The 13,694-nt window shown below is 38.4% G+C and carries 16 protein-coding genes; 15 read left to right on the forward strand and 1 reads right to left on the reverse strand.

Features of this window, described 5'->3' with window-relative positions:
- Positions 1-61: 61 nt before the first annotated feature.
- Both EL171_RS03840 and EL171_RS03845 read left to right on the forward strand, forming a co-directional pair.
- Positions 62-631 (forward strand): outer membrane beta-barrel protein, encoded by a 570-nt coding sequence (locus tag EL171_RS03840; protein WP_005386258.1) that lies wholly within the window; start codon positions 62-64, stop codon positions 629-631.
- A gap of 260 nt (positions 632-891) precedes the next feature.
- Complete coding sequence (locus EL171_RS03845; protein WP_005386260.1) at positions 892-2,139, forward strand: aminotransferase class I/II-fold pyridoxal phosphate-dependent enzyme; 1,248 nt, start codon at positions 892-894, stop codon at positions 2,137-2,139.
- A gap of 131 nt (positions 2,140-2,270) precedes the next feature.
- Here EL171_RS03845 and EL171_RS03850 read toward each other — a convergent pair whose 3' ends face one another.
- Positions 2,271-2,540: a DUF896 domain-containing protein gene (locus tag EL171_RS03850; protein ID WP_005386262.1), complete on the reverse strand. Its 270-nt coding sequence runs from the start codon at positions 2,538-2,540 to the stop codon at positions 2,271-2,273.
- A 123-nt stretch (positions 2,541-2,663) separates the two neighbouring features.
- On the opposite strand from EL171_RS03850, the gene nth reads away from it, so the two are divergent.
- The 13 genes from nth (at position 2,664) to EL171_RS03915 (ending at position 13,664) form a co-directional block, all read left to right on the forward strand.
- Positions 2,664-3,299: an endonuclease III gene (gene nth / locus EL171_RS03855; RefSeq protein ID WP_005386264.1), complete on the forward strand. Its 636-nt coding sequence runs from the start codon at positions 2,664-2,666 to the stop codon at positions 3,297-3,299.
- 1 nt (position 3,300) lies between these two features.
- Entirely contained in the window at positions 3,301-4,740 is a 1,440-nt protein-coding gene (locus EL171_RS03860; RefSeq protein WP_005386265.1) for a hypothetical protein, read from the forward strand.
- A gap of 114 nt (positions 4,741-4,854) precedes the next feature.
- Positions 4,855-5,124, forward strand: a complete 270-nt coding sequence (locus tag EL171_RS03865; RefSeq protein ID WP_005386267.1) for a YdbC family protein — start codon at positions 4,855-4,857, stop codon at positions 5,122-5,124.
- 79 nt (positions 5,125-5,203) lie between these two features.
- Positions 5,204-5,401, forward strand: a complete 198-nt coding sequence (gene rpmE, locus EL171_RS03870) for a 50S ribosomal protein L31 (RefSeq protein ID WP_004696185.1) — start codon at positions 5,204-5,206, stop codon at positions 5,399-5,401.
- Between the two features lie 57 nt (positions 5,402-5,458).
- Positions 5,459-6,364 carry a DUF1385 domain-containing protein gene (locus EL171_RS03875; protein WP_005386268.1) on the forward strand — a complete coding sequence of 302 codons (906 nt, stop codon included), beginning with the start codon at positions 5,459-5,461 and terminating at the stop codon, positions 6,362-6,364.
- 2 nt (positions 6,365-6,366) lie between these two features.
- Positions 6,367-7,449, forward strand: a complete 1,083-nt coding sequence (gene prfA / locus EL171_RS03880; protein WP_005386269.1) for a peptide chain release factor 1 — start codon at positions 6,367-6,369, stop codon at positions 7,447-7,449.
- Entirely contained in the window at positions 7,442-8,311 is an 870-nt protein-coding gene (gene prmC / locus EL171_RS03885) for a peptide chain release factor N(5)-glutamine methyltransferase (protein WP_005386270.1), read from the forward strand. Before prfA ends, prmC begins: the two co-directional genes overlap by 8 nt.
- 1 nt (position 8,312) lies before the next feature.
- Positions 8,313-9,344: an L-threonylcarbamoyladenylate synthase gene (locus tag EL171_RS03890; RefSeq protein ID WP_039969113.1), complete on the forward strand. Its 1,032-nt coding sequence runs from the start codon at positions 8,313-8,315 to the stop codon at positions 9,342-9,344.
- 112 nt (positions 9,345-9,456) lie between these two features.
- Positions 9,457-9,903: a low molecular weight protein arginine phosphatase gene (locus EL171_RS03895; protein WP_039969116.1), complete on the forward strand. Its 447-nt coding sequence runs from the start codon at positions 9,457-9,459 to the stop codon at positions 9,901-9,903.
- An 11-nt stretch (positions 9,904-9,914) separates the two neighbouring features.
- Positions 9,915-10,352, forward strand: a complete 438-nt coding sequence (gene rpiB / locus EL171_RS03900) for a ribose 5-phosphate isomerase B (RefSeq protein WP_005386273.1) — start codon at positions 9,915-9,917, stop codon at positions 10,350-10,352.
- Positions 10,353-10,396: 44 nt separating this feature from the next.
- Entirely contained in the window at positions 10,397-11,629 is a 1,233-nt protein-coding gene (locus EL171_RS03905; RefSeq protein ID WP_005386274.1) for a serine hydroxymethyltransferase, read from the forward strand.
- Between the two features lie 173 nt (positions 11,630-11,802).
- Positions 11,803-12,429 carry a uracil phosphoribosyltransferase gene (gene upp / locus EL171_RS03910; protein ID WP_005386275.1) on the forward strand — a complete coding sequence of 209 codons (627 nt, stop codon included), beginning with the start codon at positions 11,803-11,805 and terminating at the stop codon, positions 12,427-12,429.
- Positions 12,430-12,638: 209 nt separating this feature from the next.
- Positions 12,639-13,664, forward strand: coding sequence for a sugar-binding transcriptional regulator (locus EL171_RS03915; RefSeq protein WP_005386277.1), 1,026 nt, complete (start codon positions 12,639-12,641; stop codon positions 13,662-13,664).
- Positions 13,665-13,694 lie beyond the last annotated feature (30 nt).

Consider the following 13,694-nt stretch of genomic DNA (forward strand, 5'->3'; position numbering starts at 1 on the left):
AACATTCGTAAATAAGTAACTTAGTAAGACATATCTTGAGATATGTGTATAGGAGGTACAAATGAAGAAATTAGTATTATTAACTCTAGCAGCTACAGTTGTGGCAGGTAGTGCATTTGCAGCAGCACCTGTAACAAAAATTAGCGATGGTTCCACTAAAGTACAAGCTGATTATGCATTTAAACAACATGTATCTAAAGGTGGCGGTAATAGCAACGATGGTTTCGGTGTTTCTTTACAACACGATCTTTCCGATAAAACTGCAGTACAATATTCCTATGATAAATTGAATGCAAAAAATGGCGACATTAAAGATCATCAATTAGCATTGGTTTATAAAGTGCATCCAAACGTAAATGTATATGGTGCTGGTACTGCAATTCGTACAAATGATACTGAATTAGGTTTCCAAGCAGGTGTTATTGGTCATGTACCATTAACAGAAAAAGTTAACGGCTTTGCTAAAGCTGGTTGGGGTAATGATATTAAGCAAACTTACCAAGTAGGTGCTCAATATGAAGTTCGCCCTGATGTAGACTTGAACGTATACTATGGCTATGATAAATATAGCGTAAATGATAACGATAAAACTGCAAAAGGTTTACACGCTGGTGTAGGCTACTCCTTCTAAGGATAACTAAAGACCACTCTAATGAGTGGTCTTTTTTTATACGTTTATAAAAATAGATATCTGTAGGGATGTTATTTATAAATTTATTTTGTATAGGATATTGTATATATCCTATATACCTTAATTTTATAATAAATCAGCTTATAATCAGTATTATTTCTTATGTATACAATATATTTTCTAAATACTCATTGTATAATTAAATAAGTTTAGGTATGATAAATATGTAATAATTCATTTTAGATAGGATGGTGTAAGTTATGACAAGTGTTGCTGCAAAGCATGCAAAAGGGAAAAAACTTAAAGATGTAATCTTTATAACTGCTGGCCAAGCCCAAGCTGATGCTAAAGAAAATGGTCGTGAGAACGTTGTTAACGGTACATTAGGTGCGATTCATGATGAAGATGGTAAATTAGTATTCCTTAAAACCGTTAAAGATGAATATTTAAGCCTTCCTGACTCTGAACATATTGGCTATGCACCAATCGCCGGTGTACCTGAGTTCCTTGCTGCTGCAGAGAAAGAATGCTTTGGACAATCTCGTCCAGAAGGTCATATCCGTAGTATTGCCACTGCAGGTGGTACTGGCGGTATTCATCACTTAGTTCATAACTACACAGAACCTGGTGATGAAGTGTTGACTGCTGATTGGTACTGGGGTGCCTATCGTGTCATTTGCAGTGATGTAGGTCGTACACTTGTTACGTATTCTTTATTTGATGAACATAATAACTTTAACCATGAAGCGTTCCAAAATCGTGTAAATGAATTAGCTGCTAAACAAACAAATGTGGTAATTTTGTTTAATACACCTGGTAATAACCCAACAGGCTACTCAATTGAAGATAAAGACTGGGAATCTATTCTTAACTTCTTAAAAGAACTCGTTGCTATTGGTCGCAATAATGTGATCATCGGTATTGATGTGGCTTACCTTGATTACTCTGGTGAAAAAGAAGAGGTTCGTTCATTCTTTAGTAAATTTAGTCATTTGCCAAAAGAGATTCTTACATGTGTTTGCTATAGCTTGTCTAAAGGCTTTACTATGTATGGTCAACGTGTAGGGGCTTTGATTGGTATTTCTGATGACGAAGAAATTGCTGATGAATTTTTAGAAATCAACAAATCTACTAGCCGTGCTACATGGTCTAATATTTGTCGTCCAGCAATGCGTACAATGGCAAATATTGTGGCTGATCCAGCTAAGTTTAAAGCTTATGAAGATGAACGTAATTGCTATTATCAATTGATCCGCGATCGTGCAGATATCTTTAAACAAGAAGCCGCACAAGTTGGCCTTCCAATGTTACCATACCGTGGAGGCTTCTTCATTACAATTCCTACAGATTCTGCTAATGATATCTGTGAAGAATTGAAGAAAGAACATATTTATGTTATTGCTCTAGCTAACGGTATTCGTGTTGCAGCATGTGGTATTCCTAAATTCCAAATGACAGGCCTTGCTGAAAAAATTTACAATGCTATGAAACGTCTTGGCAAACTATAATACATAAGTTTTACTAATATTAAAGTCCGCTTGATAAGTATATCAAGCGGACTTTTTGTGGGTAATAGAAAAGCGTACGCATACTTGATGTATCATTTATGCGTACGCTTTATTTTATATATCTGTATATATTAATGAATATCTTTATGTTCTTTAATATCTTGGTCAGCTTCTTTAGCTAAATTTTCTAAAGCTCGTTTAGGAGCTGTTCGTTCACCGGTTTCTGGATCTACAAATTCAACGCGATCTAAAGTATCTGTAATTTGACCTCGAATGAATGATAAGTAGATTTCATAAAGTTCTTTTTTTTCTGCTAACTCCTCTGGTGTGAGTGGTTGTCCAGATTTTTTCTTTGCTGCTAGTTCATTTATGCGCTTTAATGTATCGTTAATATTACTCATATTGACCTCCTGTATTCTATATTAGAATAACATGATTTATTATAACATAGAACTAAATGAATACGTATGGTAAGATATAAGTTGTACGCGTCTGTACTTTCACAAGTGAGAAAGGAGAGCTGTATGCGTGTAACAAAAGCGATAAAGGCAGAGCAATTGAAATTATTGCAAGAGCATTATTTTGATGCAAAACCTGCCCTTGAGTATACAAATGAATTTGAATTATTAGTAGCCGTTGTTTTATCTGCACAATGTACGGATGAAAGGGTTAATATTGTTACGAAACGATTGTTCCCTGAATTAAATCATCCTGCTAAAATGCTTGAAATAGGGGTTACAAAACTAGAAACTCTTATTAAAGATTGCGGTCTTTATAAGTCTAAAGCGAAAAACTTAATTGCTACCTGTCAAATCTTGGTAGAACAATATCATGGTGAGGTACCACGTGAATTTGATCAACTGGTAGAATTACCTGGTGTTGGTCGTAAAACGGCTAACGTAGTTGTGTCCGTATTGTTCGGTACACCTGCCATTGCGGTAGATACCCATGTATTCCGTGTAGCTAATCGATTAAAACTAGGTATTGCTAAAACTCCAGAAGAGATGGAGAAGAAATTGCAAAAGGCTATCCCTAAAGAGGATTGGGCTGCTGCTCATCACTGGTTGATTTATCATGGCCGTAAATTATGTAAGGCTCGTAAGCCTTTATGTGAAGAATGTTTTTTAAATCATGTATGCCCTTCGGCGGGAAAGGTTTAATATGAAAGTAAATAACGAAGAATTTATTGCCCTTTGTGCGACTCATGGCATTGAGGGAATTGATATTGTAAATGAGTTAATGCGTTTTAAAGTACTAGATCAATTGATTTCTAGTAATGCTAGCTCCCGTGAGTGGGGTGTAACAGCAGATGATTTATATGCGTTAGCAGAAAAATCCACAGTCGAGTCTTTTGGTCCTGTTCCATATGATTTGAATACATTCCAAGCTCTATATGGTCCATCCTTTAGAGTTGAATTATTTGATTTCATTAGCGATACAGGTATCTTGGATGGTCTAGATGTAGGCACTATTTGGGAAACTCCTGTTCGTGAAAGTATCGAAGCCCATAGCAAAACGGGAGAACTCGTTCTTTACGCTTATGTAGAAGAATATGCAGGCATGGTTGAAGAGATTCTTCAATCTTATGAAGATAAAAAAGTCGTTCTTTATACGGCGTCTCCAGTGTGCTATAGCATTTTGACACGTTTATACCCAATGGCACAAATTATTAATCAATGGCCTCATCGCAGCTATTTTGATCATATCTTTACAGGAACGGTTGGCATGTTCCAATCCTCTGAAGATATTGTGGAAGAAGTGGCAAATGGACTACATAATCTTGTTCCAGAAGGGACTGCACAATTATTCTTACCTGCTACAATGGCACAAAACCAATTGGGCTTAAATAATATGGCATTGCAATTCTTCTTGAATCAAAAGCGTGTGGAAGCAATCCGTGAATGGACTCCATTAGGGGCTTATGAAATTGTATATGGTAAATACGATGTTAAAAAGATGCGCGTTGGCTTGCGTGAACGCGTAGGAGATGAGTGGAAAACGATTAATTATATTCCATTGCCTCATGGTGTATTTGCTCAATTACCGGTATTCACAGTATTAAATTATGGCTTGTCTTTACGCTCTATTTTATTTCCAGGCGGTCAAACTGATGTAGCCTTAGGTCAAGATGGTATTTACTGTATCGACAGCCGAGTTTCTGCATTAGGACGTAATGCTCTTGTGGAAAGTGGCGCTTATTTCCTAACATTCAAACGTTACGCGGATCATGTAGATGTAGATATTACTACAGAGGCACCAGCAGAGGATATTTACTGGATGTTCCCAGATGCTGAATTGGCATATATGTGGTATGCATACTTCTGTAGTACTACGGGTCAAACATTGATTCAAGAGATTTCCATGCTCGTTCAAACAGATGAGTCTTTCGGCTATATGCTTAGCAGCGTGCGTCGCCGCGTATTAGATGTTAATAATGAAGCTCAATTAATTTCATCTGTACAGGCTGCTGATGAAGCCTATATCAAGGCTGTTACAGAAGCAGCTACAAATTGGAAATCTACGGTAGATGAATTAGGTGCTCAAGTAATGCCTCCTACTACATCTATTGATATTGAAGACTATAGCGATTATAAAAACTAATTGTAAAAGTCTGATATTTAGTTTAAAATATATCGTATCCTAAAAAATATGAACTACTAAATATAGTAGGTATGAACCATACTACACAGATGTGTAAGAAAGGAGGACTGACTCATGGCAGTTATTAATTTTGAAATCTTCAAAGTTATCGGCACTTTATCTGAAGATAAAGACGGTTGGAAAAAACAATTAACATGTACTAGCTGGGGCAAATATAATCCTAAGTTTGACCTTCGCGCTTGGGATAGTGAATATACAAGCATGAAGAAAGGTATTACCCTTTCTTTAGAGGAGCTCATCGCATTGCGTGATATCCTTAATGAAAGTGACTTAGAGACTATTCTAGCTGAATCTATTGAAGAAAAACAAGCATCCAAGGAATAGTATTGGCAACTTGCATTTGTACTAGTGTCATGCTATAATCTATAAGAATAATATTGATTGTCGGAAAGAGGTGTATAGAATGAAACAAGGTATTCATCCAGACTATAAAGAAGCTACAGTAACTTGCGGTTGTGGCAACACATTCAAAACTGGCTCTGTAAAAGAAGACCTTCGTGTAGACGTTTGCTCCAAATGCCATCCGTTCTTCACTGGTCAACAACGCGCAGCTCAAGCTCGTGGTCGTATTGAACAATTTAACAAACGTTACGGCAAATAATTTGTCATGTAATGTAGCATCTATGGGCAGGGCTATGAGCTCTGCCTCTATTTGTTTATGAGAGGAGCTCTTGTGAACACAGAACGTATTAAAAAGTTTGTCGGTGGACAAGCTGTGATCGAAGGTGTCATGATGAGGGGCCCTGGCGTTACAGCAACAGCTGTACGAGAACCAGCGGGAACTATTGTAGTTCAAAAAGAGCCTACAAAATCTATTGCTGACACATATCCAATTTTGAAAAAACCATTTCTTCGGGGCTGTGTAGCTCTTTATGAATCCCTCGTAATTGGCATGAAGGCCTTGTCCTTCTCTGCTAAGGCCGCTGGTGATGAAGAGGAAGAAATGTCTAATAGAGAAATTGCCATTACTATGGTTATTTCTACCATCTTTGCGATAGCTGTATTTTTGGCATTGCCTACATTTATCGTGAAATTTATTCCTGGTGTACAGGATAATCATGTTATATTAAATCTCATTGAAGGTGTCATTCGTTTAGTTCTTTTCCTACTCTATATTTGGGGGATTGGACTTACAAAGGATATTCAACGAGTTTTCCAATATCATGGGGCAGAGCATAAAACGATTCATACTTATGAATTAGACTTGCCTCTTACTGTAGAAAACGTTCGCAAACAAAGTCGCTTACATCCGCGATGTGGCACAAATTTCTTACTTATCGTTATGGTTGTAAGTATCTTTGTATTTGCCTTTTTAGGTTGGCCTAATTTGTTAGAACGTATCGTAAGCCGCGTACTTCTCATGCCCGTAGTGGCAGGTATTGCGTACGAGGTTATTCGTCTTGCTGGTCGTAGTGAGCATTCCTTTGTGCAAGCTCTTATCAAACCTGGTCTTGCATTACAATACATGACCACACGTGAACCAGAAGATGATCAAATTGAAGTAGCTATACGAGCTCTTGAAGAGGTTCGCCCTCCTGAGAGTGATGCTTATGAAGAGGAATAAACATGCTAGTAGATAAATTACAAGTTATTGAAGATAAATTTATGGACCTGGAGCAGCGCATCAGTGACCCTGAAGTGATTGCGCGCCAAGATGAATGGCGTAAATTAACACGTCAACATGCTCAATTATCTGAAACAGTTGAAACATTCCGTACTTATAAAAAAGTATTAGCTGGTATTGATGAAGCTATGGAAGTTATCGAAGATAAATCCATGGATGAAGAATTCCGCGAAATGGCACAAGAGGAATTGAAAGAGCTAAAACCTCAAAAAGAGGAATTAGAAGAGAAATTGCAAATTCTTTTATTGCCTAAAGACCCTAATGACGATAAAAACATCATCATCGAAATTCGCGGTGGTGCCGGCGGCGACGAAGCAGCATTATTCGCAGGCGATTTGTTCCGTATGTACACAAAATATGCGGAAAGCCAAGGCTGGCGTTGTGAGATTATCGATGCTAATGAACCAGAACTTGGTGGCTTTAAAGAGGTTATTTTCTCTGTAGATGGTGAAAATGTATATTCTAAGATGAAATTTGAATCTGGTGTACATCGCGTACAACGTGTACCTGCTACAGAAACACAAGGCCGTGTGCATACATCTACCGTTACAGTAGCTGTATTACCAGAGATGGAAGATGTTGATATTGAAGTTAATGAAAAAGACTTGAAAATCGACACCTATCGTGCCAGTGGTGCGGGCGGTCAGCATATCAATAAAACAGAATCTGCTGTTCGTATTACACACTTACCTTCTGGTATTGTTGTGGCATGCCAAGACCAACGTTCTCAATTACAAAACCGTGAAAAAGCTATGCGTGTATTGCGTGCTAAATTGCAAGACCAAGCTGAACAAGAGGCTATTTCTAGCATGGCCGCAGACCGTAAGAGCCAAGTTGGTACTGGTGACCGTAGTGAACGTATTCGTACCTATAACTACCCTCAAGGCCGCGTAACAGACCATCGTATTAATTTAACATTGTATAAATTAGATGCTATTTTAAATGGCGATCTAGATGAAATCATTCAAGCCTTAAATGCTGCTGACCAAGCGGCAAAAATGCAGGAGGCTAATACAAATGTATAAGGAGATTTGGACAATCGGTCGTATTCTCCAGTGGACAGAGCAGTACTTTCAAAGCAAGGAGATGGATACACCTCGACTTGATGGGGAAGTACTGCTTTCTCACGTTTTAGGCAAGGATCGTATTTATCTATATACTCATTATGACCAACCGCTTATTCAAGAGGAACTCGATGCTTTTAGACCTCTCGTTCAAGAACGGGCCAAGGGTCATTGTGTAGCGGCTATAATTGGGGAAAAGGACTTTATGGGATTGACCTTTAAGGTTAATGATAAGGTGTTGATTCCACGACCTGATACGGAAACCTTAATTGAGCATGTACTAGGTGCGTACCCAAAAGATAGTAAGGTTCGTATCCTTGATGTATGTACGGGCCCTGGTACGATATTACTCAGTCTATTACACTATTTGCCGAATGCGTGTGGTGTAGGCCTTGAAATATCTACGGATGCCTTAACAGTAGCTGAGGAGAATAGGGAAAGATTTAACTTAAATGATCGTGTTCAATTATTAGAGTCCGATATGTTTTCTGCCTTAGATGGTAAAGCTGAAAAGTTTGACCTCATCGTATCGAATCCACCATATATCCGTACAGGAGATGCTAAATTATTGTCTCAGGATGTATTAAATGAGCCTCATATTGCCTTGTTTGGTGGTGAAGATGGATTAGAATTCTATCGTATTTTAGCTAAAGCGTGCGGTACATATTTAAAACCACAAGGCCGTATAGCCTTTGAAATAGGTTACGATCAAGCAGAAGAGGTAAAGTCTTTATTAAAAGAAGCTGGTCATTACTCTAACATTCAGTGTATCGCTGATCTTGGTGGTAATAATCGTGTTGTAACCGCAGTATATGAGGGATAATATGGATACTCAAATTATTACAAATCCATCAGAACAAGAACTAGATATGCTCGCTCGCGCTTTACGTAATGGCGAATTGGTGTCCATTCCCACAGAAACTGTATATGGACTCGGTGCTAATGGACTTGATCCAGAGGCGATGGATAAAATTTATGCTGCCAAAGGTCGTCCTTCAGATAATCCATTGATTTTACATGTTCCTAATAGTGAAAGTATAAAACCTTTGGTAACAGAGGTTTCAAATACGGCACAACTATTAATGGATACGTTTTGGCCAGGGCCATTAACGATTACATTGCCTAAATCTGATTTAGTGCCAAATCGTGCTACTGGAGGGTTACCTCGCGTAGCATTGCGTTGTCCTGATCATAAGATATGCCGTGCATTATTAGAACGCGCTGGTGTACCTGTAGCGGCTCCTAGTGCAAATATATCTGGTCGTCCAAGCCCTACAACGGCACAAGATGTTTACCATGATATGAAGGGCCGTATTTCTTATATTTTAGATGCTGGTCCATGTACGATTGGTGTAGAATCTACTGTGGTGGAAGTGCATGATGATAAGGTCATTATATTGAGACCTGGTGGAATTACAAAAGCACAACTTGAAAATGTTGTGTCTACGGTTGAATATGATACTGCGCTAGTTAATGCTACCACTAAGCCAAAGGCTCCTGGTATGAAGTATACGCATTATGCGCCTGATGCACCTATGACAGTTGTGGTAGGTAATCCTGAGGTCATAGCATCTACGTTTAAGGAGCTTTCAGAAGGTATAGAAGGTCCTATCGGTTGTTTGGTCAGTCATGAAACGTATAACCTGATTAAAGACGATATGCGTTTTATGTGTCATTGTTTTGGTCATCATGGTGATGCCTTATCATTAGGCCATGACTTTTACAAAAGCCTATTACATTTTAACGAAAATCATGTTACCTTAATCTTAGCAGAAGGTGTTAATGATAATGGTTTTGGCGTTGCTATTATGAATCGTATGGAAAAGGCATCTAGTCACCATATCATTTATAAGTAAATTTACTAGCATAAAAATGTCCACTGATAATAGAAATATGTCTTTACATATTGGATGAATTTGCTATAATGTATAAAGTAATCACAAAATGTGATTAAGTAAGGATGTTATTATGAATATTTTATTTGTGTGTACCGGTAATACTTGCCGTAGCCCTATGGCTGAAGGTATTACACGGGCCCTTGCAGCGGAGCAACATAAGGATGTGACGACTGTATCAGCTGGTCTATTTGCCGCCTATGGAGCAAAGCCAACTGAACAAGCCGTTGAAGCTGTCCGTTCCATTGCAGATATTTCTGATCATGAATCGAGACCATTGACGATGGAACTCGTGAATGCAGCAGATCTTATCATTGGTATGACGAAAGATCACAAATCTGTACTACTTCGCCAATTCCCATTTGAGGAAGGTAAAATCAAAACGATTTCCGAGTGGGGTGGTCAAGATGGTGATGTTACTGACCCATATGGATCTGATCAAACCGTATATAATCAATGTGCGGAACAAATTTATCACTTAGTAGAGGCCGGTCTTAGCTCAGTGCCTCAGAAGGCGTAGGAGATGAAATTATGAAAGTTGCAATCGGTTGTGATCATGGCGGATTACATTTAAAAGCATCCGTTAAGGAATTATTAAATGCATTGGGACATGAAGTAGAGGATTTTGGCTGTCATACAGCTGATTCTTGCGACTATCCTGACATTGCTGTACCTGTAGCAAATGCAGTTGTATCTGGTCAAGCAGACCGAGGTATTTTGATTTGTGGTACTGGTATTGGTATCGGTATTGCAGCAAATAAGATTTCAGGTATTCGCGCTGCTCTTTGTCATGATACATTCTCTGCTCATGCATGTCGTGAACATAATGACGCTAATATTCTCACAATGGGGGAACGCGTTATTGGTCCTGGTCTAGCTAACGATATTGTAGCCATCTTTATGGAAACAGAGTTCGAAGGTGGTCGTCACGCACGCCGTGTAGAGAAAATTAAAGCACTAGAGAAGTAATACATCATTACCTATATATATTCGTTTTCACGAGGAGGATACTCATGAGTTTCTTAGAAAAACAAGACCCTAATATTCAAGCTGTTATCAATCAAGAATTAGCACGCCAACGCGATAAATTAGAAATGATCGCTTCTGAAAACTTTGTTTCTCAAGCAGTAATGGAAGCTCAAGGTAGCGTATTGACTAACAAATATGCAGAAGGGTATCCTGGTAAACGTTATTATGGCGGTTGTGAAAATGTTGATGTTATCGAAACATTAGCTATTGAACGTGCAAAACGCTTGTTCGGTGCAGAACATGCTAACGTACAACCTCATTCTGGTTCTCAAGCAAACTTTGGCGTGTATTTCGCATTACTACAACCTGGTGACACTATTGTGGGTATGAACTTGTCCCATGGCGGTCACTTAACTCATGGTTCTCCAGTTAACGTATCTGGTACATATTTCAACGTAGTACCTTACGGTGTAGATGCAGAAACTCAACAAATCGATTATGATGAGTTCCGTAAAATCGTATTAGAAGCTAAACCTAAATTGATCATCGCTGGTGGTAGTGCTTATAGCCGTCAAATCGACTTCAAAAAAATGGCTGATGTAGCTCATGAAGTTGATGCTATCTTCATGGTAGATATGGCTCACTTTGCTGGTCTTGTAGCAGCAGGTTTACATCCAAACCCAGTAGAATATGCTGATATCGTTACTACCACAACTCATAAAACATTGCGTGGCCCTCGTGGTGGCATGATTCTTTGCAAAGAAAAATATGCTAAAGCAATCGATAAAGCAATCTTCCCTGGTATTCAAGGTGGCCCTTTGATGCATGTTATCGCTGCTAAAGCTGTTGCATTTGGTGAAGCATTACAACCAGAATTCAAAGTATATGCACAACAAGTTATCGATAATGCAAAAGCATTGGCTGCTGCATTGCAAGAAAAAGGCTTAACAATCGTATCTGGTGGTACAGATACTCACGTTATGTTGGTAGACGTACGCAATACTGGTTTAACAGGTAAAGAAGCAGAACATTTACTTGATGAAGTAGGTATTACTTGTAATAAAAATACAATTCCATTCGATCCTGCTAGTCCATTTGTAACAAGCGGTATCCGTCTTGGTACACCAGCACTTACAACACGTGGCTTACAAGTAAAAGATATGGAAGAAATTGCAGATATCATTGCAACTGTACTTAGAAATCCTGAAGATAAAGCAGTTCATGAAGAAGCAAGCAAACGCGTAGCAGCACTTTGCGAAGCGTATCCATTGTACTAATCTTTGGATTAATCTTATTAAAATTACATAAGGCTTAAATACGATAAAAGGGATGTGTATTATCACATCCCTTTTAATATTTTTATGGCATGATTTATCAATCTGTGATAGAGTAAATATGAATATTAAATGGATACCGATAGGGTATATAAATTATTTATAGGAGGACAGTCATGAAAGTTAGTGTTATGACACATCCATTGATTCAACACAAAGTTACATTGATGCGTGATGCAGAAACAGGCTCTAAAGATTTCAGACAATTACTTGATGAAATTACGATGTTGATGGGCTATGAAATTACACGTAGCTTACCATTAGAGGATGTAGAGGTTCAAACACCTTTAACTAAAATGACTGGCAAACGTATTGCAGGTAAAAAATTGGGCATTATTCCAATTCTTCGTGCTGGTTTAGGTATGGTAAATGGTATGCTTAACTTGATTCCAACTGCAAAGGTTGGTCATATCGGCTTATATCGTGATCCAGAAACATTAAAACCAGTAGAATACTACTGCAAGTTACCTTCTGATGTAGGTGAACGCGACTTCATCGTAACAGACCCAATGCTCGCTACTGGTGGTAGTGCGGCAGCAGCTATTACCTTGCTAAAAGAAAAAGGCGCTAAAAACATTAAATTAATGTGTCTTGTTGCGGCTCCTGAAGGTGTGGAAGCAGTAAATAAGGAACATCCTGAAGTTCCTATTTACGTAGCGGCTCTTGATGAAAAACTTAATGATCATGGTTACATTTTGCCTGGTTTAGGCGATGCTGGTGACCGTATCTTCGGTACAAAATAAAATAAACATATACAAACGACATAATTTAGGTACAAAGTTGTATAAAATCCCTAAATTATGTCGTTTTCTACGTATAAAGTCTTGAATAAAATCTACATAGGGTATACAATACAAATGTAAAAGTATTTTTTTATTTTAGGTGGGACGAATTTTGTTCACATGGGACGAAAAACGATTCATACAATCCCAACGGGTAAAGGAGGGACCCGATGAACGAGTTTCTAATGATATGTGAACGTATTGTTCCTGAAATCGTTAGTGTATTAAAGGAGCGATACAAAATATTAAACCACCTAGTTTATGAAGAGCCTATAGGCCGTAGAACATTAGCTACTGCAACGGATCTTCCAGAGCGAACCGTACGAAGTCATATTGAGCTAATGCGTGCTAATGGTCTAGTAGACATTTATAAACCAGGGATTTTTCTCACTGATGAGGGACATGCAATTGTTCCAAAGTTGCGAAATTTTTTAAATGAATTAGATCGTATTAACGAGCTAGAACATCGATTGACTGAAGCACTTCATATCGATAGGGTTATCATCACTCCTACTGAAGGAACGTTGATGGTAAAAAAACTAGGCTTTGCAGCAGCAAAGTTATTACAGGAATTATTAGAACCGAACTCTGTAGTTGCCATCAGTGGTGGTAGTACAATGGCTGCAGTAGCTGAGGAAATGCCTGTATTACCATTTAATCCTATTGGTGTACCGGCCCGTGGTGGCGTTGGTGAGGTTGTAGAATATCAAGCTAACGTAATTGCTTCGGTGCTTGCTGAACGGCTTCGCGGTACCTATAAAATGCTCCATTTGCCTGATGGACTTTCACAAGACTCATTGCATATGCTCATCACTTGCGAACCTCAAATCAAGGAAATTGGTGATCTTATTAGTAGGACTGACGTACTCTTGTTTGGTATTGGTACAGCTATGAGAATGGCGGATCAACGCCATATAGCTGATGATGTGCGTAAGCAGTTAGTAGATAATCATGCTGTTGGCGAAGCTCTTGGTCAATATCGCGATATAGATGGTAAGTTGATTTATTCCACTAATAATATTGGTTTATCACTTCCTGATGTTGCAAAAATTCCCAATGTGATTGCTGTGGCTGGTGGACAAGATAAATCGAGTGCCATTATTGGTGTTATGAGAGCTTGTCAAAAAGGCATACTAATCATCGATGAGCAAGCTGCAGAAGGTATGCGTCAATTGTTACAAATTTCAGCATTATAAATGAAGTTGGTAGTTAAATATTTTGTTAGA

Origin of the sequence: Veillonella dispar (assembly GCF_900637515.1) — a bacterium.
Classification (GTDB): Bacteria; Bacillota; Negativicutes; order Veillonellales; family Veillonellaceae; genus Veillonella; species Veillonella dispar.